We start from the raw sequence: 26,164 nt of genomic DNA on the forward strand, positions 1-26,164 counted from the left end.
CACCGGCTGCACCCCGCCCCGGACCGCGAACGGCCCGACCAGAAGGAGGCCGACAGCGTGCTGACCCGTCTCTTGGCCGCGACAGGCGTCCTCGGCCTGCTGCCCGTGGTGCCGGGCCCGGACATGGCGCTGGTCACCCGGCGTGCCCTCGTGGCCGGACACCGGGAGGCACTGCGGACCACGAGCATCGCCCTCATCGGCCTCGGCCTCGTCGTCGCCACCGCTTCCGGCTGACGGGCCCCACCCCCTTCCGACACCGCTCCAGGAGACTGGCCATGACGAGTTCCACCCCCGAGAAGCTCACCGTCGACGGCGACCGCCTCTGGCAGTCCTTGACGGACCTCGCCGAGATCGGCGCGTACGACGACGAGCGCACCGGCCTGCGCGGCGTCAACCGCCTCGCCCTGACCGACGCGGACGCGGCCGGTCGTCGTCAGGTCATCGCATGGATGAAGGAGGCCGGACTGACCGTCCGCATCGACCGGATGGGGAACATCTACGGCCGACGGGAGGGCGCCGACCCAGCCGCGCGGACCGTGCTGACCGGCTCGCACATCGACAGCGTCGCCACCGCCGGTGCCTTCGACGGCTGCCTCGGAGTGCTGGGCGGCATCGAGGTCGTCCGCACCCTGAACGAACGCGGCATCACCACCCGCCGCCCCATCGAGGTCGGCGTCTTCACGGAGGAGGAGGGCGTCCGCTTCGGCACGGACATGCTCGGCAGCGCCGTCGCCGCCGGCCGCCTCGGCCTGGAGTACGCCCACGCCCTGACCGACCGCGACGGCCGCACCCTGGGTGACGAACTGGCCCGCACCGGCTTCGCAGGACCCGTCGACGCGCGGCTGGACCCGCCCTACGCCTACGTCGAGTGCCATATCGAGCAGGGCCCCGTCCTCGCCGAGAACGACGTCCCGATCGGCGTGGTCACCGGCGTACAGGGCATCTCATGGCAGGAGATCACCATCCACGGCCGCGCCGCCCACGCCGGTACGACCCCCACCCGTCTGCGCGCGGACGCCGGCCTCGCGGCGGCCCGCATCATCGTCCGGCTGAGGGAGCTGGTCGACTCCGGTGACTACGGCGACCTGCGTGCCACCGTCGGCCATCTGACCGTCCACCCGGACCTGACCAACATCGTCCCGGCCCGCGCGGAGATGACGGTCGATCTGCGCAACCCCGACGACGTGCAGATGGCCCGCGCCGAGGAGGCCTTGGCCGCGTTCCTGCACGAGCTGGAGGGCAGCCGGCCGGGCCTTGCGTCGACCACCCGGCGGATGGCCAAGACCGCCTACGTCCCCTTCGACGAGAGCGTGCAGAAGGTCATCGCCCAGGCCGCCGACGACCACGGCCTGGCACACCTCTCCCTGCTCTCCGGTGCCGGGCACGACGCCCAGGAGATCGCCGCGCTCTGCCCCACCGCCATGATCTTCGTGCGCGGCGAGTACGACGGCATCAGCCACAACCCCCGTGAGTACTCCACCCCCGAGGCCTGCGCCCGCGGCGTCGACGTCCTGGCCACCACTCTCCTGCGCCTGGCCGACCAGGACTGATCACTCCCCGCGCTCCGCACCCCGCATCGAAAGGACGCCATGCTCCACGAGGCTCCCGCTGTGCCCGACCCCCTCGACTCGGACTCCGACCCGGTCGGCCTGCTGGCCCGGCTGATCTCCATCGACTCCGTCAACCCCGATCTGGTTCCCGGCGGCGCGGGTGAGACCGTCATCGCCGACTTCTGCGGCCGATGGCTGACCGCGCGCGGCTTCGAGGTCCACCGGCTGGAGAAGCGCCCCGGCCGGCCCTCGTTCGTCGCGGTCGCGCGCGGTACCGGCGGCGGCCGGTCCCTCATGCTCAACGGACACCTCGACACCGTCGGCCTCGCCGACTACGACGGCGACCCACTGGTCCCACAGATCCGCGACGGCAGGATGTACGGCCGAGGCACCTTCGACATGAAGGGCGGCATCGCGGCCATGATGGTCGCCGCCGCCCGCGCCACCGCCGACGGCGCCCTGCGGGGCGATGTCATCCTCGCCGGTGTCGCCGACGAGGAGCACGGCAGCTTCGGCACCGAGGAGGTACTGGAGTCCTTCACGGCCGACGCGGCGATCGTCATCGAGCCGAGCCATCTCGAAGTCACCCTCGCCCACAAGGGTTTCGCGTGGTACGACGTGGAGATCGTGGGTCGCGCCGCGCACGGTTCCCGTCCCGACCTGGGCATCGACGCCATCGCCAAGGCTGGGCACTTCCTCGTCGCCCTGGAGGACCTGGGCCGGCGCCTCGCCCAGGGCCCGACGCACCGCCTCCTGGGCACCGGCACCGTACACGCCTCCGTCATCCACGGCGGCGCGGAAGCGTCCACCTACCCGGCGAACTGCCGCATCACTCTGGAGCGCCGTACCGTCCCCGGCGAGAACGCGGACAGCGTCGAGCGCGAACTGACCGAGGTCCTCGACCACCTCGCCGACGAGGTCCCCGACTTCCACTACCGCCTGACCCGCGGCCTCCACCGCGAGCCATTCGAGGCAGACCCCGAGGCACCCGTCGTCCGCACGCTCACCCGCCACGCCGAGCAGGCCCTCGGCCACCCGCCCGTCGTACGCGCCGAGCCCTTCTGGACCGACTGCGCCCTGCTGGACCGCGCAGGCATCCCCTGCCTGCTCTTCGGCGTCGACGGCGAAGGCGCCCACGCGGCCACCGAGTATGTCGACCTCGCCTCGCTGGACCGCCTTACCCGCATCCTCACCGCCACCGTCGGCGACTTCTGTTCCTGAACCGTCGGCCGGCCCCCTCGGCGAGCGTGACTCCGCACACTCGGTCGCCGTCGGTTACGGCCCGCTGGGCAGGGGCGTGTGCGCCCTTCTCCACTCTCGGACGACGGGGGCCGACGACGCCTCGGCCGAAAGGCCGCAGACCCGGCACTGCCCTCGGCCGAACCGCCGAGGGCGGGGACACCGTCGGCCCGCGCCCGTGACCGTCATTGTGCTGTCCTCGGGACCGTGAGGTGACCCAGCCGCCTGCCGTTGGTCTGCCGTAAACGACTGTGCCCGAGTGCGCGGAGTCACGGGCGGCGGATGCAGCACCGGCCGTTCACGAGGCGGCGGCCCCGTCCTGCGGCGGATGGCACAGGGTCGAGGGGAGGCCGACATCGGTTCGAGGGCGGATCGGCGTCCTCAGGGCTTTCGCGCCGGGAACACCGCCCGCACTCCCCAGCCCCCGGCACCTCGGGGCCCGGTGTCTATCGTGCCGCCCAGGGCAGTCACCCGTTCGTTGAGGCCGACGAGGCCGAAGCCGCCGCCGTGGGCGGCCGGCGGGAGCCGGATACCACCGCGGCCGTCGTCCACGACCGTCACCTCAAGGCGGCCGGTGTCCTGTCCCAGGACGACTTCGATGTGCGTGGCGTCGGCCGCGTGCCGGCGGATGTTGGTCAGCGCCTCCTGGACGACCCGGAAAGCGGCGGCCTGCACCTCGTGGGAGAGGTCGTCCGTCACGGCGGGGTCGCGGCGCAGGACGACTCCCTGGCCCGGGGTCGCGAAGTTCTCGATCAGTTCGGCAATGCCCGCGAGGTCGCCGACCGGGCGGCGGTCAGCCGCCCCTTCTCCGGTGTCGCGCAGAACCCCGACGGTGCGGCGCATCGAGGCGAGGGCCTCCGTCGCGGCGCGTTCGATACCGGCGAGGACCGGGTCCAGGTCCTGCGGCTGGGTGGTGGCCATCATGCGGGCCATCTGGGTCTGCACCAGGATGCCGGTGACGTGGTGGGCGACGAAGTCGTGCAGGTCGGCGGCGATGGCCAGGCGTTCGCTGCGGCGGGTATCGCTCACGGCGACGGTGCGGCGGTAGTCCATCGAGCGCAGATAGCTCGCGAGCCCGGCGACGAGGCCGACCAGCACCAGGCCGATCATCTCCAGGCCCATCGCGTCACTGCTCAGCGTCGCGTCGCCCCGTACCGGAAGGATTAGCAGGGCTCCCGCGTCGAGGCTGCCGCACACCAGGGCCCAGCGGGGCGGGCAGTGCCGTACCGCGATGAAGAGCAGGCTCAGCAGGATCGTCATCTCACCCGGGCCGAATACGACCGGCCCCCGGACCAGCAGCGACGCCGCTGTGAGGAGGAGCGAGGCGAGAGCGGGCACGGCCGTGCGGACCTGAGGAGTGAGCCAGTGGGGCCGCCGCCGCGCCGGCCACAGCACCGCGGCCAGCCCGACCAGCACCACGACCAGCGTCTGCCAGACGGTACCCAGCCCCGGCAGGACGCTGCTTCCGTCGGAACCCGCGTACAGGGCGACATCTACGACCCCCACGGCGATCAGCAGGGCGACGGCGAAGCCACGGGCACAACCCCAGGCGGAAGCGGACCTCATGCCGATCACCGTAGGTCAGACCTCCGGCAGCGGTATCGGCCGAATGGCCGAGGCGGGCGGTCCGTGATCCCGGCTGTTCGGCCGAGGCGTGCGCCCCCGCCTGCGGGCCAGGGTGGAGCCGCATCCTCACCCACGGACACCCGGAGCACGCGATGCGGTGGAAGTCCGAGCAATGAGAAGGGCTCACGACACAGCATGAGCACGGTTCTGGCCGGTCACGGCCTAGTGAAGAAGTACGGCTCCACCACCGCCCTCGCCGGCGTGGACGTGGAGGTCGGCGAGCGCGACTCGCTGGCGATCATGGGCCCTTCGGGGTCCGGGAAGTCCACGCTCCTGCACACGCTGGCCGGGATCGTCCGGCCCGACGGCGGCCAGGTCCTCCTTCGTGGCGAGCGCGTCGACGATCTGGGCGAGGACAGGCTCAGCGCACTGCGCCGCACGCGGTTCGGGTTCGTGTTCCAGTCCGGCCAGCTGCTGCCGGAGCTGCCCGTCGAGGAGAACGTGGCGCTGCCGTTGATGCTGGAGGGCATGCCCCGCACGCAGGCCGTCGAGCGGGCCCGGCGCTGGTTCGCACCGCTCGGTCTGGACGGTCTGGAGCGGCGTCGGCCCGGTCAGTTGTCCGGCGGCCAGGCGCAGCGGGTGGCGATCGCCCGTGCGCTGGTCGGCGAGCCCGAGGTGGTCTTCGCCGACGAGCCCACCGGGGCTCTGGACCAGCGCACCAGCACCGAGGTCGTCCAGCTGCTGACCTTCGCCACCCGGGACACGGGCGCCGCACTGGTCATGGTCACCCACGACCCGGACATCGCCGCGCACTGCGACCGGGTCCTCCAGGTCCGCGACGGCCTCATCAGCGGCCACAACCAGTACACCGCCGTCTGATTCCGCAGGAGTCATTGCCATGCGTTCCCCCGTCCTTCCCCTGACCTGGCACCTCGCCAGATCCTCCGGCCGCCGTGGCCTGCAGTCCCAGCTGCTCGCGGCTGGGGCCGCCGCCGTGGGCTCGTTCCTCATGCTGCTGATGATCGCTGCCTCTCTCGGCGCGGGCGCCCGCGCCGACCACACCACGTGGCGCACCCCCGACGCCGTACCGGCGAAGAAGGCCACCGCCATCCAGGCCACGACCGTCACCCATGTCCGCGGCGAACCCGTCACCGTCGTGAACCTGGCCCAGCTGCCCGGGCGTGCGGCGACTTCCGCGCCCCCGGGCTTGGACGGCTTCCCGAAGCGGGGCGAGGTGTACGTCTCTCCCGCCCTGGCGGACCTGCTGCACAAGCTCCCCGCCGGCCAACTCGCCGACCGCTTCCCGAAGACGACGTTCTACGGCACGATCGGCGCCGCCGGTCTCGCCTCGCCCGACGAACTGGTCGCGGTGGTCGGACGGGCGTCCGGCGACGCGGCCGTCTCCAAGGCTGCCGGAAACCAGAACTACTACGACGAGGACCTGACCGGACGCGCACTCGTCTCCGGGTTCTCCTCCACCAGGCCGAGCGTGTTCACCGGCACCGACCAGGGGACCGTGCTGCTGGGCGTGGTGCTGCTCGCCATGCCGGTCGTCGTGCTGGCCTCGGCCGCCGGACGGCTCGGTGCCGCCCGGCGGGAGCAGCAGCTCGCCGCGCTGCGGCTGGCCGGGGCGACTCCCCGGCAGATCCTCGGCATGACCGCCGTGGAGGCCGCGGGGGTCGGTGCGGCCGGGGCCCTGGCGGGCGGGCTCGCCTACATCGCACTGCTGCCCGCGCTCGCTGAGCTGCCGTACGGCGTCGGCGGCTGGTACCCCGGTCAGCTGTGGGTGGGGCCGGCGTGGTTCGCGGCCGTGGTGCTGGCCGTCACGGCGTTGATCACCGTCAGCGCGGTGACGACGCTGCGCCAGGTGGCCGTCTCACCTCTCGGCGTCGCCCAGCAGGCCGACCCGCGCCGCACCCGCGCCATCCGCATGGTGCTGTTCGTCGCTGTCCTCCTCTGCATCTGGATCAGTACGGGTGGCGACGGCCAGCTCAAGACCCGGCAGATGCTCGTGCTGCTGGCGCTCTTCTACGGTGCGTTCTGGCTGTTCGGTCCCTGGGTCGTGGACCGGCTGGGCCGGATCGTGGCCCGCCGCGCCAGGACTCCGGCCACGCTGCTGGCCGCACGTCGGCTCAGCGACGACCCGCGTGCGGTCTGGCGCACCGTCAGCGGTCTGGTGCTCGTCGGGTTCGTGGCCGGGTTCTTCTCCGTCAGCACGCTCGGCTCCGAGGGCCCGAGTCACCGGGGCCAGGTCGCGGTGATCACCGCGAACGCCGCCGACGCCCGGCACGCCGCCGCGGAGGCCCGCACGAAACTGCGGCGGGCGGGGGTCACGGCGACCGTCACCGTCACGAGCGAGGACGCGTACGACAGTCTGCTGGGCGGCGTCGACGGGGTGATCGCCCAGGTCTCCGGCGGGCAGGAGCGGATCGACACCGCCGTCACCGCCCTGACGCCCCTGGGATCGGGCAGGTTCCCCTTCACCCAGGAGTACGTGTCCGCGTCGGATGACACGGTGACCGCCCGCGTCACCACCGTGAGCACCGCCACCCTGGTGCTGAGCTTCCTCGTCGCGGCTGCCTCCGCCGGCCTCACGGCGGCCGCTAACGTCCTCGACCGGCGCCGGGTCTACGGCCTGCTGCGGCTGGCCGGAGCCCCGCTGGACGTCCTGGACCGGGCCCGGACCCGTGAGACCGTCATCCCACTGGCCGTCCTCGCCGGCGGAACCACCGCGATGGGTGCCTTCGGCGCCATGCAGCTCAACAAGGCCGCCGGCACCACGATCAACAGCTCCGGCGCGGTGGAACTGGTGATCTGCCTGGCCGTCGGCATGCTGACCGTGCTCGCCGCGATCACCGGCAGCAGACCCCTTCTGCGGAGGGTGACCGCGGGAGCGGCACAGACGGCGGACTGACGCCGTACCGACGGTCGGACCGCCCTCCTGCCTAGTGTGATCCGTCGTCGGGTGTCTCCGTGGCGGTGATGACGGGAAGGATGAGCCGTGCGCCGGTGCTGCCGCCGACGGTGAGGCCCTGCGTGCTCGGGGTCCGCTCCGTCGTGAGCCACGGGTTGCCGTCGGTGCCCGGGTGTACGGCGGAGTGGGGGAAGTCGCTCGACTGGATCTGTACCTGGAGGCGGTGGCCCTTGCGGAGCCGGTAGGCGTTGTCGTCCAGGGCGAGGGTCAAGGAACCGCCGGCCGCTCGGGACAGGACGGTGCGGCCCCATGAGATCGGGCGTGTGGTGCCGTCGGGGTGGACATCCTGGAGCTTCGCGACGATGTGAGTGGAGGGCGCCGAGAAGGAGACCTGTCCCGTGAGGACCGGTTGTCCGGCGAAGTCGAGGTGCCCGGCGAGCGGTTCGGACCGGAAGGTCAGCACGTCGGCCCGCTCCGCGAGGTCGCGCTCATCGGGCCAGGCCGCCAGGAGGTACCAGATCGCCTCGATGTCGGTGCTCGACGGGACGGGGTGGTCCGGATCGTGCGTCCAGGTCAGCGTCGTCGCCTCCGCGTCCGGATCGCGGTTCAGGGCACAGGTCCCCGTGCCGTGCGCGGAGAGGTGGAAGGTGAGCGCTCGGCTCGGCGGCGGGTACTCCTGCGAGGACTGCCAGCCGACGTGTCCGACGTGCCACCGGGCGCGCGGGCGGGGGGCCGCCGGCCGTACGCCGTTGACGTGTTCGTCGAAGAAGTCGGCCACCTCAGCGCACTCGGTCTCGATCTTCTCGGCGAGGGCGGCGCCGCTGAGGTACGGGTTGCGCTCGTCCCCGGCTCCGACGTCCTGGAGCAGGTAGCCGGAGTGGTCGGCCGATCCGACGCGCAGGTAGTGCAGGTCGCGCGGGCCGGCCAGGGAGCGGAAATGCCGCCAGTCGCGCAACCCCAGCGGGGCCAGGCCGGGGTCGTACCAGTTCTGCCAGTGCAGGATCGGGACGGAGGTGGTGTGGTACGGGTGCCGGTCGCCGTACGGGTTGTACCACCCCTGGTCGACGGAGCGCCGGAGCATGTCCGTGGCCGCCCGGCACTCGCCGATCCGCGCGCGGGCCGCGGCGACGATGTCCTCGGCGGAGCCGGCGCTCCAGTCGATCTCGGCGAGGTAGCCGTTGTGGTCGGTCCAGATCTGCAGGAGGTCGTTGAGTCCCGCGAGGTAGGGGATCTGCTGGCCCCACTGCGAGCCCACGTGCCCGGCGCCCATGTCGATCCCTGTCACCATCGGGACGGCCGCCTTGATGGCCGGGTGGCCGCTCGCCACGGCGGCCCAGGTCGTGAAGCCGTAGTACGACTGGCCGGTCACCCCGACGCGGCCGTTGGACCAGGGCTGACGGACGATCCAGTCGACGGTGTCGTAGCCGTCGGCGACATCGTGGGCGTAGGGGACCGTCTCGCCGCCCGAACGGAACTTGCCCCGTACGTCCTGGGTCACGAACGCGAAGCCGCGTGCGCGGTAGTACTCGGCCTCGAAGGACAGGGCGGTGTAACGGCTCGACTTGTCGTAGCAGGTCCGCACGAGAATGGCCGAGTGGGCGGTCGAGTGCTCCGGGAGGTGGACGTCCGTGGCGAGTTCCACTCCGTCACGCATGGCGACCATGTGCTCGCGGGCGTGTGCGGACGGCGGCTCCGGCGTCATGGTTTCGACGATGGTGAAGCTCATGGCTTGCCTCCGAGATATATTTCGCTTGTTATACAACGGTGTGCGAGTCGCGCCCGGCAATCGCCCGGCGTGAAGGGCAGGGAGGTCTCGGTGCCGCGGTTTGTGGATCCGGAGGAGCGCGTGCGCGACATCGTCGTGGCCTCCTTGCAGGCGTTGAGCGAGGGGGGGTTGGCCGAGCTGACGCTGCGGAAGATCGCGCAGCGCATGGGTGGGTCGATCACGCTGATCACGCACTACTTCGCCAACCGCGAGGCGCTGCTCGACGCCGTGCTGGAGTACGCGCTGGCCGACGCGGACGCGATTCTCGGGGAACTGGACGAGATCGCGGACCCCCGGGAACGGCTCCGGGTCGCTCTGGAGTGGTTCCTCCCGGACACCGAGGAGGCGCTGACGCAGGAGCGGGCGCGGGTGGCGTTGCTGACGCACCAGGGTGCGGAGCCCGTCATCGGGCGGCACTTGCAGCGCATGGAGCCCGCGATGCGCGCGGTGCTGGTGCGGGCCGTGGAGGAGTTGGTGCCGGCCGACGAGGTGGACGGCACGGTCGACATGGTGCGGGTGTGGGTGTCCGGCATAGCCCTGTCCGTGGTCGAGCACCCGGAGATCTGGACGCCCGAGCGCCAGCAGGCCGCGCTGGAGCGTTTTCTGAAGGTGCTGTCGTTCGCGGAGCTCCCGGCTGGCTGAGCGTCGGCGGTGGGGGAGCGGACCGGTCGGCGCCAGGAGGCCGGTCCGCTGTCCCGTTTCAGGACGCACGCAGGTCCACGACGCGGTCACTGTGCGGCTCGGCACGGAGTTCCGCCTTCGCGATCTTGCCGCTGGCGGTGTACGGCAGGCTGTCGCGGAACTCGACGTAGCGAGGCACCTTGAAGCGGGCGAGTCCCTGGAGGCACCAGGCCTCGATCTCCTGGGCGGTCAGGCTGGCCCCCGGCTTGAGCACGACGACCGCCTTGACCTCTTCGTCGCGTTGCGGGTCGGGGACGGGGATGACGCCGACCTCGTCCACCTCGGGCAGCCCCAGGATCTGCAGTTCGACCTCGGCGGCGGCGATGTTCTCGCCGCTGCGGCGGATGACGTCGCGCAGGCGGCCCTCGTAGTAGTGCTGTCCGTCGCCGGCCTTGCGGACGATGTCGCCGGTGCGGAACCAGCCGCCGGGCAGGAAGAGTTCGGCGTTGGCCTCCGGGCGGTTGTGGTAACCGAGCATCATGCCGGGGCCCCGCAGGCACAGTTCGCCGGAGCGGCCCGGCTCGACCTCCCCGCCGTCCTGGTCGATGACCTTCGACTCGCGCTGCGGGAAGCACCAGCCCATGGAGCCGGTGCCGACGGTGTCGGTGCGGTCGTACGGGACGTAGGTGCCGTTGCCGACCTCCGTGCTGGCGTACACCTCGCGCGCCCGCAGGCCGAAGCGCCGCTCCAGGGGCTCGTGCAGCGAGGGCGGGAGAGCTGACACCGGGGCCTGCTTCAGGGCGAGTCGACGGTCGGCCTCGCTCTCGGGGAAGTCCAGCATGCCCTCGTCGATCCACGCCATGTCGATCCGGTGGTCGACCAGCCAGTCCATGAACTTGCGCCGGCTCAGCCCCGCGGTGACGTGCAGGCCTCCGCCGCCCATCAGCGCCATCATCAGATAGGCCTGGTTCTGCATGTAGTAGAAGGGGTGGTCCGCCAGGATCCGCTGCGCGTCGCCGAGGGCCGAGCCGTAGACGCCGATCTGGATCCAGTAGGTGTGGGTGAGCAGACACCCCTTGGGCAGCCCGGTCGTACCCGATGTGAACTGGATGTTGACCACCTCCCCGGGATCGGCCCGGTGGGCGCGCGGTGTCGGCTCCTGTGCCGTGAGCGTCGCGAAGTCGTGCACACCGTCGACCGGTCGGCCGACGGCGATGATCCGCTCGCTCACCACGGGGCCGATGTGCCCTTCACCGACTGCACCCGTGACGACGTCTTCGGCGGCGACGAGCCAGCGGGCACCGGCGTCGCTGAGGACGAAGTCGATCTCCCGTGGGGTGTACTTGGGGTTCATCGGCACGGCGACCGCGCCCGCCTCGATCACCGCGAGCCAGGTCAGCGGGAACTCCACCTGGTTGCGCAGCATGATGCCGACCTTGTCGCCGGGCGCGACGCCGAGGCGTTCGAGGCCGGTGCGCACCCGGGAGATCCGCTCACGCAGTTCGGCCCAGGTCAGCGTCGGGCCTCCACCCTCTATGTGGGTGAGCGCGGGACGGTCCGGCCACTGCTGGGCGGCGTAGTCCAGTGCCTCGGGGACGGTCTTGTCGAGGAGGTGCTGCTGATGGGTGTTCAGTTCCATGAGTTCGGCCTCTCTGAGGTGGTTCAGACGGTGGACCACAGGGCGCGCAGCGTCGCGACGAACCCGGGCCGCTCCCGGCCCCTGACCTCGGCGCGCAGATCGGTGACGACGAGGTGGCCCTGTTCCCCGCGGTCGACGACCTCGCGGACGTGGCCGTGCACACGGAAGGGGTCGGTGGTGCGGACGACCGATACGAAGCGGACGTTGTCGAGCCCGTAGTTCCAGGCGATCCACGGGCCTTCCGACCACACGGAGTGGTTGCACAGCACGTCCAGCAGGCTGAGCAGATGGAAGCCCTCCACCAGGTCCTCGCCGTAACCGTCCTCGCCCTCGTAGGCGTGCGGGTACTGGTCGTGGTAGGAGGCCTTCTCGAAGTCCTTCGTGCGGTCGTCGTCGACGACGAACCAGGGCGTGGTGAACGTCCCGCCCAGCAGTTCCGGTGCCTGGGAGGGGTGGGGGACGGTCAGGGTGGTGGCTCCCTCGGTGGAGAGGATGCCCATGATCGGCTCCTTTGTGTAGCGAGTGTTTTATTACGAGGGTGTGGGTCCGCCCGGATACGGGCGGACCAGGGGGTCAGGCGCGTCGGCGGCTGGGCTGCCAGCCGGGCCTGGGCAGCGCGTCCAGCAGTTCCTGGGTGTAGGGGTCCTGGGGGTTGTCCAGCACCTCGGCGGTGCGGCCCCGTTCCACGATGCGACCGTGCCGCATGACGAGGCAGTGGTCGGTGACCTGGCGGACCACCGCCAGGTCGTGCGAGACGAACAGGAAGGCCACCGTGCTGCGCGCACGGATGTCGGAGAGCAGGTTGAGCACCTGGGCCTGGACGCTGACGTCGAGGGCTGCGACGGCCTCGTCGAGGATCAGGATCTCCGGCTCCAGGGCCAACGCCCTTGCGATGGCGACGCGTTGGCGCTGACCGCCGGACAGGTCGCGTGGGAGCCGTGCCGCGTGCTGCTCGTCCAGCCCGACCTCGTCCAGGAGGCCCAGCGTCCGTTCGACGGCCGCGGCACGCCCCAGCCCGACGCGCACACGCAGCAGTTCCGTCAGACCGGCACCGATGCGCTGGCGTGGGTCAAGGGAGGCGAAGGGGTCCTGGAACACCATCTGCACGGGGCGAGCGGACTTCTTTCCACCGCTCGCGACGGTGATCGTCCCGCTCGTGGCCTGCTCCAGTCCGGCGACGATGCGGGCGGTGGTGGTCTTGCCCGAGCCGGACTCGCCCACGACGGCAAGCGAGCCACCGCGCTCCAGGGCGAAGCCGACGTCGTCGACGGCGACGAGCGCCTCGCCGCCACGGGCGCGGGCGGGGAATTCCTTGCGCAGGTGCTCCACCCGGAGGACGGGCCCGGTCATGAGCGCACCGCCTGCGGAAGCTCGGCGCCGATGTGTTCCACGCGATGACAGGCGACCAACCGGTCCTCCACGGTGCGCAGTTGAGGCCGGTCTTGCCGGCACTCCTCGGTGGCGAAACGGCAGCGCGCGGCGAACGCGCAGCCCGAGCCGACCTCGTACGCCGAGACCGGCCGGCCCGGGATCGGCTCCAGCCGGGCCACCGCCGTCGCACTGGGCCGACAGGCGAGCAGGCCGGCCGTGTACGGGTGCAGGGGGCGGGAGTGGACCTCCGCGGTGGCTCCCCGCTCGACGACGGTCCCGGCGTACATGACGGCGAGGGAGTCGGTCACGGCGGCGGCGAGATCCAGGTCGTGGGAGATGAACAGCAGCCCGAGACCCCGCCCGCGGATCTGTTCCTGGAGGATCGCCATCACCTCCGACTGCACGGTCACGTCCAGGGCCGTGGTCGGCTCGTCGGCGAAGACCAGCTTGGGGGAGGGCAGCAGGGCCGCCACGATCATCATGCGTTGCAGCAGGCCGCCGGAGAGCTGGTGCGGGTACTGGGTCAGGCGGTGCTCGGGGTCGGTGATCCCGATGCTCGTCATGAGCTCGCAGGCGCGTCGGCGTGCCTCGCGCGGGCCGAGCAGTCCGCCCGCCACGACACCTTCGACGAGGAAGTCGCCGATCGTCCGCAGCGGGTTGGTGTGGGCGCGCGGGTCCTGGTGGATGAGCGCGACCTCGCGGGAGCGGTAGGCGGCGAGTTCGCGGCGGGAGAAGCCGAGCACCGACCGCCCCTCGAAGTCGATCCGCCCCGATGTCCCGGCGTGCCGGGGCAGCAGCCGCATCGCCGACTTGACCAGCATCGACTTGCCCGAGCCGGATTCGCCCACCAGCCCCACGGTCTCGCCCGCCGCCACCGTCAGGTCCACGTCCCGGACCAGCGTGCGCCGCTCTCGGCGGCCCCCGGCGGTGATGCCGATGTCCCGCATCTCCAGCAGCGGTGCGGTGGTCATCGGGTCCCTCCGAACCGCTGGGTGAGGCGCTCGCCCAGCATGTTGAACGCCACCACGGAGATCACGATGCACAGGCCCGCCGCCATGCTCTGCTGCACGGCACCGTCCAGTACCTCGGACCGGCCGTCGGCCACCATCACTCCCCATTCCGCCGTGGGCGGCTGGATGCCGAGGCCCAGGAACGACACCGCCCCGAAGTCCATCAGCGCCGACCCGAAGCCGATCGTCGCCTGCGCCAGCACGATCGGCGACACGTTGGGCAGCAGGTGCCGCCCGCAGATCCGCCAGGTCGACAGGCCGGCCAGCTGAAGTGCCTCGATGTAGGGAAGTTGCCGTTGTCGTACCGCCACGCTGCGCACCACGCGGGCCACGTACGGCGTGTAGACGATGGTCAGGGCCAGGACCGGTGCCCAGAACCCGGCGCCGAAGACGGCCGCCGCGATGACGGCCACCAGCACGCCGGGAATGGCGAACAGCAGGGTCAGGGCCCGGTTCAGCATGCGGTCGATCCAGCCGCCGTACCAGGCCGCGGCGAGTGCGAGCAGGGTGCCGAGGCCGGCGCTGCCCAGCACGATGATGCCCGGTCCGGCGAAGCTCAGCCGGGCTCCGGTCAGGGCCCGGGAGAAGATGTCACGGCCCAGCGAGTCGGTGCCGAACAGATGCGCACCGCTCGGTCCCTGGCTCGCGGCCAGGACGTCGGTGGCCGCCGGGTCGTAGGGCGCGATCCAGGGACCGACGACCGCGAGGACCACCAGGCCGGTGGCCACCGCCGCGGAGACCAGGAGCAGCGGGTCACCGAAACGCCCGCGCCCGGCGCTCCGCAGCCGGAGGGGCAGTGTGAGCGTGGTCATCGGTCAGCGTCCTTTCCTCAGCCGGGGGTCCAGCAGGTGCTGACCGGCGTCCAGCAGTGTGGTGACGACGACGAACACGGTGACGATCAGCACGCTCACCGCGAGCACCACGGGGTAGTCCTTGGCGGAGACGCTCCTGATCAGCAGGGAGCCGATGCCGTCGATGCCGAAGGCGGGCTCGACCACCACCGAGCCGGCCACCAGGCCCGCCACGGTCAGTCCGGACGCGGTGAGGATCGGCAGTGCCGCGTTGCGCAGGATGTGCCGGCGGAAGAGCCAGGAGCGGGGGAGTCCTCGCCCGCGGCCGGTCAGGACGTGCTCGGCCTCGGCCTCCTCGCCGATCGCGCTGGACGTCAACTGGGCCAGATAGGCGGCGTATCCGATCGACAGGGCGACCGCGGGCAGGGTGAGGTGCCAGAGCCGGTCGGCGAGGCCACTGCCCGCGCCGCTGGTCGGGAACCAGCCGAGGTTCACGGCGAACACACTGATCAGCAGGGTGGTGGCGACGAAGGCCGGAACGGCGATGCCGAGACCGGACAGGGTGTTGACGAGCGGGCGCCAGCGCGGGCTCGTCCCGCCGACGCCCCCGAGGAGCAGGCCCGCCAGCAGGATGAGGACCGCGGACATGGCGACGAGCAGAAGAGTGGTCAGCAGCCGGGGCGCGAGCAGGTCGGAGACCGGCTGGCGGTAGGTCAGCGAGGTCCCGAGGTCTCCGTGCAGTGCGCTGGTCAGCCAGTCCCAGTAGCGCTGCGGCAGCGGGTCGTCCAGCCCCAGCCTGGCCCGCGTCGCCGCGCGGGCGGCGTCCGAGGCGTGCGGCCCCAGCAACTGGGCCACCGGGTCCCCCGGAGCCCAGGTGAGGACGGCGAACAGCAGGAAGGAGGCACAAAGGACGATGGCGACCGGCCCGGCGACGTAGGTCATCGTGAGGGACAGGGCGGGGTGGCGCCAGGAGACGCGTACCCGGGCCCGGGTACCGGCGGCGGAGGTGGATGCGGACATGTCGTCGCCCCTACTTCTTCGCGGCGCCGACGTAGGCCATCTGCGGCATGGACCAGTAGGCGAACGAGGTGATCGCACCGGTGAGGCGGTTGTTGAGGAAGGTCGTGGTGTTCGTCGAGACCAGCGGGATCACCGTGTTCGCCTTCTCGTACAGGGCCTGCATCTCCACGATCGTCGCCGCCCGCGCGGCGCCGTCGAAGGTGCTGCGTGCCTTGTCGAAGAGCTTGGTGACCTGGGGGTCGTCGTAGTCGGTGTAGTTGTAGGTCACCTTCGGCAGGTAACTGAAGCCGATGGTCTCCAACGGGTCCGGTGTGGCACTGAAGTTGGACGACAGCATCAGGTCGATGCCCTTGCGCTTGGTGGCGTCGTAGCCGGCCTGCGCGTAGACCAGGGGCTGCATGCTCTGGATCTTGATCGTGAGGCCGGCCTCCCTGGCCTGCTGCTGCACCAACTGCGCGGTGCGCGACTGCGCGTCGTCACCGGCCGCGACGGCCAGGACGATCGTCTGTCCCTTGTAGGAGGACTGCTTGACCAGCTTCTTCGCCGCGTCCATGTCGTAGGACCGGGAGGCTTCGAAGGTCTTGTACGCCTTCTCGTACACCGCGCGCTGGCCGCTGGGCCAGGTCGCGGGCGCCGTCATGGTGTACATCGGGGTGGCGGCCCCGTGGAACACCACCTCGGCGAGGGCCTCGCGGTCGATCATCCGCTGGAGGGCGGCCCGCAGGTCGGCGTCGGCCATCACACCGTCGGGACGGGTCACGTAGATGTTCATCGACTGCGGCGACAACCCGAAGACCAGCCGTCCCGCGTCCGACTTCCGCAGTGCCGGCACCGAGGAGGCGGACAACTCGTAGGCGCCGTCGATCTCACCCGCGTTCAGCGACTGGGCGAGGGAGGTGGCGTCGGTGACGAACGTGAACTTCACCGACTTGGCGAACGGGCGCCGGGCACGGTTCCAGTACGCGTCGTTGCGGGTCATCGTGATGCTGTCGCCGCTGGTCCATTTCTCCAGCTTGAACGGCCCGCTGCACATCAAGCCGCCGGCCGCCGTGCCGAGCTTGGAACCGGCCTTCTCGGCGAACGCCTTCTGTATCACCACCATGTTGGCCAGTTCGCTGGTGAACATCTCGTCCGGCCGTTTGAACGTGACGGTGACCTGGTCGGCGGTCGTCGCCTTGACGGACTCGACATCGGCGAAGAGGTAGCTGCTGATCTTCGAGGGATCGGCCGCCCACCGCAGGCTGAAGGCGACGTCCTCGGCGGTGACGGTGGACCCGTCCCAGAACCTGGTGTCCGGACGGATCGTGAGCACGAGCTCGGTCGGTGACTGCTGCCGGTAGCTCGCCAGGTTGGGCTTGAGATCGAACTTCGCGTCCAGGGTCAGCAGAGAGTCGCACAGATCGCGGACCACCTGCCCGCTCTGCGTGGTCGCCGCGTCGGCGGGATCCAGCGTTTCCGGCTCACCGCCGGTGAGGTTCCAGGTGATCCGGTCTACGTCCCCCTTCGCGGCGGGGAGTGAGGAGACCAGGTCGCCCGCGGAGACCGGCTTCTGCTCGCCCGACGTGCCGCCGGAACACGCGGTGAGCGTGGACGCGGCCAGTACGAGGCCGAGCACCGCGGCCCTGCGGATGTGTCGTGTAGCCATCGGGACGCCCTTCGTCGCAGCCTGTGGCCGCTGTCGAGCCAAGTTGACGGTGAATGTATAGCGAGTGATGTACAACAGGCAATGTATGTTCGCCAGGTTTTCCAGTCCGTGACTTTTGCCCGGAAAGGTTCCCTGCCGTGGGCGTGGCCCGGTGTGCGGCGACTGTTGTGCAAAGGTCCGGGGATCGCACCGCCATCGGCCGGGTCGGTGGAAGTCGGTCCTGTTGGCGCGCGGCCTGATGCACGTGGCCATGGCGCCGCCCCGATCTCGTCCCGGCGCCCGGAGCCCCATCTTCGGACGGCGCGGACGGCGCGGACGGCGCGGTGGGAGGTGGGCGGACGGTGGTGCGGACGGCGTGTCCTCAGTGGCGGCTGGGACCGTGACGCCGCGTCGTGCCGACCGGATTCACATCGCGGGGTGCAGGGTCCACCACTTGGTGGCGCGCTCGTAGCGGGCGGCGGCGGAGACGACGGCCGCGTCGGCGTGCTGGGGCCCGATGATCTGGAGACCGATGGGAAGACCTGCGGAGGTGAATCCGCAGGGTACGGAGATCGCGGGGAGCCCGGCGTGGCTGGGAGGCTCGGTGAGCCGGTGCAGGTGCAGTCCCGGTTCGGCGAGGGACTGCCCGTCGACGGTGGCGGGCCCGCCGACGTCTCCGGCGTGGGGGAAGGCGGGGAAGGGTGTGGTGGGGGTGACCAGCAGGTCGAAGTCGGCGAACACCCTCGCGTAGGCGAGGTAGATGTCGGTCTTCGTCTCGCGTCCGGCACGCCCGACGTCGGAGGGGGAGAGGCGTGCCGCCCGCTCGGCGATGTCCGCGGCCAACGGCCAGACGTCGAGCCCCGCCGCGTTCATGAGCTCGACGAACGGGATGTACTCGGTGCCCCAGTAGGCCAGGAAGAACTCCAGTGGGTCCGGCAGCTCCACCTGGGTCTCCTCGACGACGGCCCCGGCCGCTCGCAGATCCTCCAGCGCGGCGGAGAAGGCGCGGCGGGTCTCCCGGTCGACCGGGCCGTGCTGCAGGCCATGGTCGGCTGCGATGCGCAGTCCGCTCAGATCGCCCTGGGCCAGGGCCGTCTCCGCGTACCGCTCTCCGGTGGTCGGCAGGGAGAGTCGGTCGAGAGGGTGGGGGCCGACGGTGACGTCCAGGAGGAGCGCGGCGTCCACGACGCGACGGGTGATCGGGCCCTCGGTGCTGTCGGGCTCGGTGTTGCCGATGTGGGGAATGCGGCCGGAGGAGGGCTTGACGCCGACCGCTCCGCACAGCGAGGCCGGGACCCGGATGGAGCCCCCGCCGTCGGAGCCCCAGGCCAGCGGCGCGACGCCGGCCACGGTCGAGGCCGCGGCTCCTCCGCTGGAGCCACCGGCCGCGCGCGCCGGGTCCCACGGAGTGCCCGTGGTGCCGGTCAGCTTGCTCTCCGTGACGCCCAGGAGTCCGAACTCGGGGGTCGTGGTCTTGCCCAGCAGGATGGTCCCGGCGTCCCTCAGCCGGGACCAGGCGGCGGCATCCTCGTCCGGCACGTGGTCGGCGTAGGCGACGCAGCCGTAGGTCGTCCGCACCCCCGCCGTGTCGGTGAGGTCCTTCACGGTGATGGGAACCCCGTACAGCGGCGGCAACTCCTCCCCGGAGGCGAAGCGTCGCTCGGCCTTCAGTGCCTGCTCCCGGGCGGCATCCGCGGTCACCGTCACCATGACGTTCAGGCGGGCGTCCACCTGCTCCAGGCGGTCCAGTGCCGCGCCGACCACCTCGACGGGTGACACCTGTCGGCTCCGGTACAGCTGCCCGAGTTCATGTGCGCTGAGCCACGTCAGGTCGTCGTTCACGACGGAACTCCCTCACTCGCGTCATATATCAAGTGCTATATGAACCCGTCCGGCTTGCCGCGTCAAGGGGTGGGAGCGGTCCGGTGTGCGACTTGGCAAGGGCGATGGCTCATGGCCGGCCGGTCTGTGGCCTCCGTCGGGGAATCGGCTCGGACCGGCAGGTCGTGAGGTGGTGAGGCTGCGAGGGTGACGTGGATGGCTGCCCGACGGAAGTCGCTACCAGCGGGGGAGTGCGGCGGCCGAAGTGCCGCACTCCCTCGTGGTGAGACGGTCGGGCGGCAGCCTGTGATCAAGTCCGGTGTCCCGACGGGAGCACCGTGGCCAGGGGCTCGATCGGGTCGAGCGTGTCCCGTACGGCTAGGGCTCGCGCGTGGGCCGGGTAGGAGTACACGGCCGCGTTGGTGCTGCCCCATGCCTCCGGGGGCGTCGAAGGCGAAGCCGTTCTCGTCCGCGAACCAGGGCACGGTCCACTTCGCCGACTTCACCTACCACGGGGCGGCTGCCACCTGACTGGCGTGCCGTCCCGTGCCGTCTTCGAAGCGCGGCATTGAGTCGTCGCCCGACTCGCGCGAACGGCCTGGCCCCAGCGGCGACTCGGCTGTTGGGGTCGCTGCTGTTGGGCGGGGCTCAGCGGGGGGTGATGGCCCGCTGAAGCAGGTCCTCGAGTGTGTCCAGCTGCTGTTGGGTCAGGCCGGTGAAGATGGGTTCGTCGGCGAGTGCCTTCAGGACCCTCTCCCGCAGCTCGGTGCCGTCCTCGGTCAGGACGAGTTGCTTGGCGCGGCGGTCGGTGGGATGTGGACGACGCTCGATCAGCTGAAGGGCTTCGAGCTTGTCGATCACGATGGTGGCGTTCGACGGTTCGCAGCTCATCTTCACGGCCAGCTCCCGCATCGTCATCGGGCCGGTCATCTCACGCAGGGCAGAGGCCTGCGCGACGGTCAGGCCCAGCGGGGTCACCCAGTCGCGCATTCGGGCGGCGCACTGCATGTCCAGGTCGTGCAGCAGCTTGCCGAGCTCCCACTGTGCCTCTGCGTGTGCCCTCGTCATCGTCATGGCTCCAGACTAGCGGACTGCTTCAGGTCATGATAGATATGACTTGAAGCATTCAAGTCATATGTAGTTGGAGGGAACCTCATGAACCTCAACCTCACCGGCAAGACCGCGGTCGTCACCGGCGCCAGCCGGGGCATCGGACTGGCCACCGTCCGGACCCTGATCGGCGAAGGCGTCCGAGTCGTGGGCGCCGCCCGCACCATCACGCCTGAGCTGAAGGAGACCGGCGCGTACGCGGTGTCGGCGGACCTGAGCACCGCGGAAGGCGTCACCGCCCTCATCGACACGGCTCTGGGCGAGCTGGGCGGCATCGACCTGCTGGTGAACAACGTGGGCGGCGGCGACGAGGCGGTCATGGGCTTCCTCGACGCCACCGACGCCCAGTGGACCCACATGTTCGACATCAACGTGCTCGCCACCGTCCGTGCCACGCGCGCGGCCCTGCCCAGCCTGATCGAGCGTCGCGGGGCGATCGTCAACATCTCCTCCACCGTCGCCCGGATGCCCCTCGGTGTCCCGGCCAGCTACACCGCCGTCAAGGCCGCGGTCACCGCGACGGGCAAGTCGCTGGCCGAGGAGTTCGGCCCCCAGGGCGTGCGCGTGAACACCGTCTCTCCCGGCCTGGTCCGCACCACCGTCTACGAGGACCCCAACGGCCCGGTTGCCCAGCTGGCTGCCGGAGCGGGTGTCGGCCTCGCCGACTTCGTCCGGCAGATAGCGAAGTCCCAGAACATCACGACCGGTCGGATGAGCGAGGCCGAAGAGGTCGCGGCCCTTGTCGCGTTCCTGCTGTCCGATGTCGCCGGCAACATCACGGGCGCCGACTACGTCATCGACGGCGGCACCATCAAGACGGTCTGAACCAGCCGTCGAACCCCGCCGCGGAGGCGGGCGGAATCCAGCACGTCAACCCACGAACACGGAGGCAGACTCATGGCCCACGTCGTCGCCGCGACCGCCGAGCGCACCATTGACGCTCCCGCGGACGAGGCCTACCGGTACCTGGCAGACACGGAACTCCACTCTCGGTTCCTGCCGCCCCCCTTCTACGACTGCCAGGTCGAGGCGGGCGGCGTGGGCGAGGGCAGCGTCGTCCGCTTCAAGATCGACTTTTCCGGAGGTGTCCGGGAGCTCCGGATGCAGGTCACCGAGCCGGAGCCGGGCCGCACCCTGGTCCACACCGACACCAGTGGCTCCGGCCTCGTGACAACGTTCACCGTGACCCCGCGAGGCGCCCAGGCACTGGTGAACATCACCTCCAGCTTTCATGGCGAGAGCGGCGTCGCCGGCTTCGTCGAGCGGATCATCGCGCCGCGCAGGCTGCACCGCGTCTACGCCAAGCAACTCGCCAGTTTCGACGCGCATGCCCGTGAGCGGCGCGCCGGATAGCAGCGGCACGCCGACTGGCACAGGGACCGTGCCTCGCGGCGCGCTGGACGTTCTGCACCAGTCACCAGTCACCAGTCATTAAGGGATAGGAGTTCGATCATGAAGATGCTCGCTTTCAAGACCACGACCCACGAGGCGCAGCCGGCCCGGATCGGCGCGCCGGTCAGCGCGGCGGACATGGAGGCCTTGTTGGAGGTGCCCGGGCCGGTCGAGGTCGAGACGATCGGCGCGGACTGGGAGGCCCCGATCACGGGGCTGCTCAACATCAAGCACCCGAAGGCCGTTGCGGCCGGGATCACCGACCACAAGGAACCCATCAAGATCTACACCCATGTCGTACGGCACCCCACGCAGGGCTTCTTCCTGGTCGACACCGGTGTCTCGCGGCGGCTCGTGGAAGATCCCGTCGGAGTGGGGATCGGCCTGATGCTGCGCAAGTACGGAGGCATCGAGAAGATGCACGCCCAGCAGAGCACCGCGGAGATCATCGCAGCGCAGGGAGTACCCCTGAACGGGGTCTTCTTGACCCACCTCCATCTCGACCACGTCTCCGGACTGCCCGACGTCCCCAAGAACGTCCCCATCTACACGGGCGCGGATGAGGCGGAGGCGTCGCTGTTCCTGAACCTGTTCGCCCAGGGCACGAACAACCACCTCCTGGCCGGACGGCCGCCGCTTCAGGAACTCCAGTTCATCAAAGACCCTGGCGGCACACTCGAAGGTGTCAACGACGTGTTCGGCGACGGATCGTTCTTCGCGATCCTGACCCCCGGGCACACCACCGGACACCTCTCCTTCCTCGCCCGCACCGACGCGGGTCCGGTCCTCATGACCGGTGACGTCAGCCACACGCGCTGGGGCTGGGACAACGGCGTCGAGCCCGGAACCTACATGCAGGAACGCGAACCCAGCATCAAGAGCCTGCTCGCTCTGAAGGCACTCAGCGAGCGCCACCCGAACATGACCGTGAAACTGGGCCATCAGGCCTGAGGAGCGCAGTTACCTGCCGGACGATGTCCACCTGCCGGAGCCGATGCGGAGAATCCTCGTCAAGCCCTTCCAAGGCGCTGGTCGTACATTCGTCGTGCATCTCGAAGAGCACGGCGGTGACTAGGCGCAGCAGGCGTGGTCGTTGGGGAAGACCTGGACGACGTCGGTCCTGCGCTTGATCTCCCGGTTGATCCGCTCCAGCGGGTTCGTGGACCGGATCTTCTTCCAGTGCCTTGGCGGCAAGTCCGCGAAAAGGGTCAGATCCTCCTTCGCGTTCAGGTCGAGCAGGTCGGCGGTGGGCTGGGCGAAGATCGTACGGATCGTCGCGGCGACCATCTCACCGAAGTCTTGGTCGATCACGTTGAAGACGTTCCCCAGGAAATGGACACGGCAACGCTGCCAGGCGGCGCCGAGCATGGCCTTGCGGACCGCGAGACCAGGCAGGAGCGCTGGTCGGTGACGACCAGGCAGACCCCGGACAGGCCGCGCTCGCGCAGCGAGCACAGGAACTCCTGCCGGACGCCTCGCTCTAGCCGTCGCCGACCAACAGCCCGAGGACCTCGCCGTTGCCGTCCTCGGTGATACCGGTGGCCGCTACGACGGCCCGGGAGACGACATGGTGGTTCACCCGCGCCTTGCAACAGGTCGCGTCCAGATAGACGTAGGGAAAGCGGACATGACCCAGCCGGCGGGTGCGGAATACGGCCAGCCGCTCGTCCAGTGCCGCGCAGATCCGCGAGACCTCCGCCTTGGAGATCCCGCTGTCCCCGCCTCCCAGGGCTTTGACCAGGTTGTCCACGCTGCGAGTGGAGACACGCCGCGCACGTAAGCCTCCATGATCACGGCGTAGAGGGCCTGGGCGATACGGCGGCGGCGTTCCAACAGCGACGGGAAGAAGCTGCCGGTGCGGACCTTGGGTATCTCCAGTTCGAGATCGCCGGCCAGTGTGGTCAGCACCTTCTCCCGGTGCCAGTGGCGGACGTTGGTCCGCATCGACGTGCGCTCGTTCCGCTCCGCGCCGATGCGGGCACGCGCTTCGCCCTCGATCAGCTCCTGCACCATCTGCTCGGTGGTGGCGCGGATGAGCTCGCTTCCGTCGGTCGAGCGTAGGGACTAAGGAGCCGTATCGGTTCGGACTGGGACAGGGCCATCGTGGACAACTCTCCTTGGTTGAACTGGGCGTTCACCAAGGAGAGTTGTGCGATGGCCCGCTTCCTGTTGTGGAAGGTCGCGTAATTCCCCACCCGTGGCGCCAACTTCCCCGCCCTGTCGTTCGAACGCGTGGATCACGGCTCGGGGATCCATTCCGCGGGTGGGGGTGTGCGGCTGTAGTGGGCTCCTCTTCACCAGGAAGCAGTAAGCGACCAGCAACCCTGCCACAACTCCACCTCGATATGACCAGCCGCTTCAGTTGGAGGGATTCGTGGGCTACACGATCTCCAGTACCACAGCGGGAAGCGCGGCTTCCAGAACTTGCCTGCGCGGCAGGGAGAGACCGAAGTTTCGTTCGATGATCTCCAATGCGGTGCGGTGCACTTCGCGGCGAGGCATGGCGGTGCCTGGTAGGCCGGCAGCAGCCAGCATCTCCTCGACGCGTGCCGCCACCTCGCGATCACCGTTCACGCCGTCATATCCCCATGAGCGGTCCAGGTGGAGATTGAAGGCACACATGAGTCGATCGTCGTGGAGGTAGGAGAACTGAGGCGGTACTGGCTTACCGTTCTCCTCTTCGAATTCCAGCTGGAAGACGTGTGCACCACCCCGAGAAACAGGTGGCTGCGGGCCGAACTCCGCCTGCCAGCCACCGTACTTGATGACGAAGACCCAGTCGCCGATCTCTCCATAGCGTAGACCGATCGGGGGGTAGGGGTCCCAGGGCCCGTCCTCCACGACATCGATCAGGTCCTTGCTGGTGAGGCGGCCCAGTCCACGCGCCGTGCGCGTCGGCCCGAACACTGTCGCGGTCAGCCGAGACACCAGCTCTTCGGCGTCCAACCCCCGAGCGAGCACGACGCTGTAGCCACCGAAGGCGATCGACTGGGGAGCAGCAAGCCAAGTAATTCCGTCGGTCATAGTGATCATCGTGGCGCACCTTTGCCGACCATGTCACGAGCCCTCACCCCCCTCCTCCAGTCAAGCTATTGCCCCGCCGCGCTCACTCGTCAACTGACGCGCTTCGCCATATCCGAAACGGACATGAACTTGCGGACCGCCCTCTCAGAAGCGTGCGCGCCAGGAACAAGCCCGTGCAGACCTCACCCGTGATCGGCTGGACCACGTAACGGGACGCCGTCCCCCCGCCGTCGCTGGATTTGTCGAACCACCGGTAGGCCCTTCGGTTCGAAGATCCATGGTCCGGTTCAGTCGGGGGACCGGCGCGCGCAGAGTAGGCCGTTGAACGGACGATCACTGAGCAGGGAAGCGGCTCTGGTCCGTGCCACTGGCCGTTCGAGCACCATGACCTGGTTCTGGGCGGCTGAGCGACGACTCCGCCAACGTCGTGGCCGCATCTCCGGGCCGCGACCCGAGCTCGTCTCGGAGCCCCACGCGCTCTCGTGCGTGCGGTCTGCGAGACATCCTTGTTCAGGGCGAATGATTCGGCCGGGCGTAGTCCGCGACGCCTCGTCGCTGAAGAACGTCATGCGGGCGCGGTCCGGATAGCGCTGACTGTTTGTCACGGAGTGCCGCAGGGTGGTGGGTGGGCCGAGCAACGAAGCGCACACCGCAGTTCCGTGAGCGACGCGCACCTCCTGGTGCCGGCTGCGGCCGACCGTGGCTCAGCGTTGTCTGCGGTGGCAGCGGGCACATCGAGGCGGGCTCATCGGCCGGATGGCAATGATGCGCTCCCATCTGCGTGCTGTTCGGTCGTTCACAGCCGCAGGCTGGTCATGCCTCCGGCGACGCGAAGAATTGTCCCTGTGGTGGACGCCGCGTGCAGGGCGGCAAGAGAGGCCACGGCGTGCGCCACCTCCTCCGCGGTCACCAGGCGCCCCGATGGCTGCCGGGCCAGCAGCGCGTCGATCGCCGCGGCCGGGTCTTCCGCGTCGTCGCGCAGGCGCGAGACCCAGGGAGTCGGTGGCGCCGGGAGCAACGGCGTTGATCCGGATCCCGTCTGCTGCGTAGTCGGCTGCCATGGCGAGTGTCAATGCGTGCACCGCACCCTTGCGCGCGCTGTAAAGCGCTCTTCGACGAACGCCGATGAACGCGACGGCCGAGCAGCGGTTCGGTCCCGCTGACCGCGACGGCTGCCCGGAGTCAGTCGCATGCGGTTGCCTCACCCGTCAAGGGGCTTCGCCCGAGCGCTCCAGGTCGAGTGCAACTGCCCTGACCGCGTCGACGATCGGCATGAGCTTGCGGCCGAGGGAGGTGAGTCCGTAGACCGTCGACTGCTTGCTTTTGGACTCAGTGACCCGGCTCACGATGCTGGCCTCTTCGAGCCTGCGCAGGCGGTTGGTGAGGGTGACCGCGTTGGCCTTCGGGATCGCTCGCTGCAGTTCGTTGAAGCGCATCTCCGAGACCTGCAGCGTCATCACGATCGCCAGCGTCCACAGGTCGCCGATGATCGACAGGATCTCCATGCAACGCGCCGTCTGAGGGTCGTCCATCTGCTCCATGATGCCTTCTGCGCGATGCCACTATGCTAGCTTAACCAGTAAAGAATCTTTAGTGGTTGTGTCGCGAGGAGGGTACCCGTCACCATGAGGATCACGTTATTCGGCGCGACCGGGCGGATGGGGCAGTTGCTTGTACAACTGGCCCTGGACGCCGGGCATGAGGTCA

Annotated in this window: 23 protein-coding genes and 2 pseudogenes; 9 read left to right on the plus strand and 16 right to left on the minus strand. The window is 69.9% G+C overall.

Annotated elements, in window-relative coordinates; genetic code table 11:
- Positions 1–57: 57 nt before the first annotated feature.
- From ACIQPR_RS42405 to ACIQPR_RS42415, 3 genes are read left to right on the plus strand one after another with little or no spacing between them, the layout of a single operon-like run.
- Positions 58–234 carry a hypothetical protein gene (locus ACIQPR_RS42405; RefSeq protein WP_403660677.1) on the plus strand — a complete coding sequence of 59 codons (177 nt, stop codon included), beginning with the start codon at positions 58–60 and terminating at the stop codon, positions 232–234.
- Positions 235–275: 41 nt separating this feature from the next.
- Positions 276–1,550: a M20 family metallo-hydrolase gene (locus tag ACIQPR_RS42410; RefSeq protein ID WP_403660679.1), complete on the plus strand. Its 1,275-nt coding sequence runs from the start codon at positions 276–278 to the stop codon at positions 1,548–1,550.
- A 60-nt stretch (positions 1,551–1,610) separates the two neighbouring features.
- Positions 1,611–2,771: an ArgE/DapE family deacylase gene (locus ACIQPR_RS42415; RefSeq protein WP_403660682.1), complete on the plus strand. Its 1,161-nt coding sequence runs from the start codon at positions 1,611–1,613 to the stop codon at positions 2,769–2,771.
- Between the two features lie 399 nt (positions 2,772–3,170).
- Here ACIQPR_RS42415 and ACIQPR_RS42420 read toward each other — a convergent pair whose 3' ends face one another.
- The gene (locus tag ACIQPR_RS42420; RefSeq protein WP_403660684.1) at positions 3,171–4,355 is read right to left on the minus strand and encodes a sensor histidine kinase; all 1,185 of its coding nucleotides are present in this window, start codon (positions 4,353–4,355) and stop codon (positions 3,171–3,173) included.
- 195 nt (positions 4,356–4,550) lie between these two features.
- On the opposite strand from ACIQPR_RS42420, the gene ACIQPR_RS42425 reads away from it, so the two are divergent.
- Together ACIQPR_RS42425 and ACIQPR_RS42430 are read left to right on the plus strand one after the other, a co-directional pair.
- Positions 4,551–5,234 carry an ABC transporter ATP-binding protein gene (locus ACIQPR_RS42425; protein WP_403660687.1) on the plus strand — a complete coding sequence of 228 codons (684 nt, stop codon included), beginning with the start codon at positions 4,551–4,553 and terminating at the stop codon, positions 5,232–5,234.
- A gap of 19 nt (positions 5,235–5,253) precedes the next feature.
- On the plus strand, positions 5,254–7,269 hold the full coding sequence (locus ACIQPR_RS42430) for an FtsX-like permease family protein (RefSeq protein ID WP_403660690.1): 2,016 nt from the start codon (positions 5,254–5,256) through the stop codon (positions 7,267–7,269).
- Positions 7,270–7,300: 31 nt separating this feature from the next.
- Here ACIQPR_RS42430 and ACIQPR_RS42435 read toward each other — a convergent pair whose 3' ends face one another.
- Positions 7,301–8,995: a CocE/NonD family hydrolase gene (locus ACIQPR_RS42435; protein WP_403660692.1), complete on the minus strand. Its 1,695-nt coding sequence runs from the start codon at positions 8,993–8,995 to the stop codon at positions 7,301–7,303.
- A 120-nt stretch (positions 8,996–9,115) separates the two neighbouring features.
- Between ACIQPR_RS42435 and ACIQPR_RS42440 the strand changes: the two genes are divergently transcribed.
- Positions 9,116–9,676, plus strand: coding sequence for a TetR/AcrR family transcriptional regulator (locus ACIQPR_RS42440; RefSeq protein ID WP_403660695.1), 561 nt, complete (start codon positions 9,116–9,118; stop codon positions 9,674–9,676).
- Between the two features lie 58 nt (positions 9,677–9,734).
- Here the strand turns inward: ACIQPR_RS42440 and ACIQPR_RS42445 are convergent, their stop codons facing one another.
- The 9 genes from ACIQPR_RS42445 to ACIQPR_RS42485 form a co-directional block, all read right to left on the minus strand.
- Positions 9,735–11,294, minus strand: coding sequence for a class I adenylate-forming enzyme family protein (locus ACIQPR_RS42445; protein ID WP_403660698.1), 1,560 nt, complete (start codon positions 11,292–11,294; stop codon positions 9,735–9,737).
- Between the two features lie 23 nt (positions 11,295–11,317).
- Positions 11,318–11,794 (minus strand): hypothetical protein, encoded by a 477-nt coding sequence (locus ACIQPR_RS42450; protein WP_403660701.1) that lies wholly within the window; start codon positions 11,792–11,794, stop codon positions 11,318–11,320.
- 73 nt (positions 11,795–11,867) lie between these two features.
- Positions 11,868–12,644, minus strand: coding sequence for an ATP-binding cassette domain-containing protein (locus ACIQPR_RS42455; RefSeq protein ID WP_403660704.1), 777 nt, complete (start codon positions 12,642–12,644; stop codon positions 11,868–11,870).
- Entirely contained in the window at positions 12,641–13,636 is a 996-nt protein-coding gene (locus ACIQPR_RS42460) for an ABC transporter ATP-binding protein (protein ID WP_403660707.1), read from the minus strand. The genes ACIQPR_RS42455 and ACIQPR_RS42460 overlap by 4 nt, the downstream gene beginning before the upstream one ends.
- Positions 13,633–14,487, minus strand: a complete 855-nt coding sequence (locus tag ACIQPR_RS42465) for an ABC transporter permease (protein ID WP_403660710.1) — start codon at positions 14,485–14,487, stop codon at positions 13,633–13,635. The genes ACIQPR_RS42460 and ACIQPR_RS42465 overlap by 4 nt, the downstream gene beginning before the upstream one ends.
- Before the next feature lie 3 nt (positions 14,488–14,490).
- Positions 14,491–15,486: an ABC transporter permease gene (locus tag ACIQPR_RS42470; protein ID WP_403660713.1), complete on the minus strand. Its 996-nt coding sequence runs from the start codon at positions 15,484–15,486 to the stop codon at positions 14,491–14,493.
- A gap of 10 nt (positions 15,487–15,496) precedes the next feature.
- Positions 15,497–17,131, minus strand: coding sequence for an ABC transporter substrate-binding protein (locus tag ACIQPR_RS42475; RefSeq protein ID WP_403660716.1), 1,635 nt, complete (start codon positions 17,129–17,131; stop codon positions 15,497–15,499).
- A 405-nt stretch (positions 17,132–17,536) separates the two neighbouring features.
- Positions 17,537–18,952 (minus strand): amidase, encoded by a 1,416-nt coding sequence (locus ACIQPR_RS42480; protein WP_403660718.1) that lies wholly within the window; start codon positions 18,950–18,952, stop codon positions 17,537–17,539.
- Between the two features lie 627 nt (positions 18,953–19,579).
- Positions 19,580–20,005, minus strand: a complete 426-nt coding sequence (locus tag ACIQPR_RS42485) for a MarR family winged helix-turn-helix transcriptional regulator (RefSeq protein ID WP_403660720.1) — start codon at positions 20,003–20,005, stop codon at positions 19,580–19,582.
- Positions 20,006–20,086: 81 nt separating this feature from the next.
- Between ACIQPR_RS42485 and ACIQPR_RS42490 the strand changes: the two genes are divergently transcribed.
- The 3 genes from ACIQPR_RS42490 to ACIQPR_RS42500 all read left to right on the plus strand — a co-directional run bounded on the left by ACIQPR_RS42490 (position 20,087) and on the right by ACIQPR_RS42500 (position 22,384).
- The gene (locus ACIQPR_RS42490) at positions 20,087–20,866 is read left to right on the plus strand and encodes an oxidoreductase (protein ID WP_403660722.1); all 780 of its coding nucleotides are present in this window, start codon (positions 20,087–20,089) and stop codon (positions 20,864–20,866) included.
- A gap of 72 nt (positions 20,867–20,938) precedes the next feature.
- The gene (locus tag ACIQPR_RS42495; RefSeq protein ID WP_403660725.1) at positions 20,939–21,394 is read left to right on the plus strand and encodes an SRPBCC family protein; all 456 of its coding nucleotides are present in this window, start codon (positions 20,939–20,941) and stop codon (positions 21,392–21,394) included.
- A 99-nt stretch (positions 21,395–21,493) separates the two neighbouring features.
- Positions 21,494–22,384 carry an MBL fold metallo-hydrolase gene (locus ACIQPR_RS42500; RefSeq protein WP_403660728.1) on the plus strand — a complete coding sequence of 297 codons (891 nt, stop codon included), beginning with the start codon at positions 21,494–21,496 and terminating at the stop codon, positions 22,382–22,384.
- Here ACIQPR_RS42500 and ACIQPR_RS42505 read toward each other — a convergent pair.
- The 5 genes and pseudogenes from ACIQPR_RS42505 to ACIQPR_RS42525 form a co-directional block, all read right to left on the minus strand.
- Positions 22,335–23,535: pseudogene (locus ACIQPR_RS42505) on the minus strand (IS256 family transposase). The gene ACIQPR_RS42500 and the pseudogene ACIQPR_RS42505 overlap by 50 nt on opposite strands.
- 277 nt (positions 23,536–23,812) lie before the next feature.
- The gene (locus ACIQPR_RS42510) at positions 23,813–24,466 is read right to left on the minus strand and encodes a hypothetical protein (RefSeq protein WP_403660730.1); all 654 of its coding nucleotides are present in this window, start codon (positions 24,464–24,466) and stop codon (positions 23,813–23,815) included.
- Positions 24,467–25,253: 787 nt separating this feature from the next.
- The gene (locus ACIQPR_RS42515; RefSeq protein ID WP_403660733.1) at positions 25,254–25,475 is read right to left on the minus strand and encodes an SDR family oxidoreductase; all 222 of its coding nucleotides are present in this window, start codon (positions 25,473–25,475) and stop codon (positions 25,254–25,256) included.
- A gap of 31 nt (positions 25,476–25,506) precedes the next feature.
- Positions 25,507–25,662, minus strand: a pseudogene (locus ACIQPR_RS42520) (short-chain dehydrogenase); the annotation flags it as partial.
- Between the two features lie 3 nt (positions 25,663–25,665).
- Positions 25,666–25,998, minus strand: a complete 333-nt coding sequence (locus ACIQPR_RS42525; protein WP_403660736.1) for a winged helix-turn-helix transcriptional regulator — start codon at positions 25,996–25,998, stop codon at positions 25,666–25,668.
- Positions 25,999–26,164 lie beyond the last annotated feature (166 nt).

Source organism: Streptomyces sp. NPDC091280 (assembly GCF_044768565.1).
Lineage (GTDB): Bacteria > Actinomycetota > Actinomycetes > Streptomycetales > Streptomycetaceae > Streptomyces.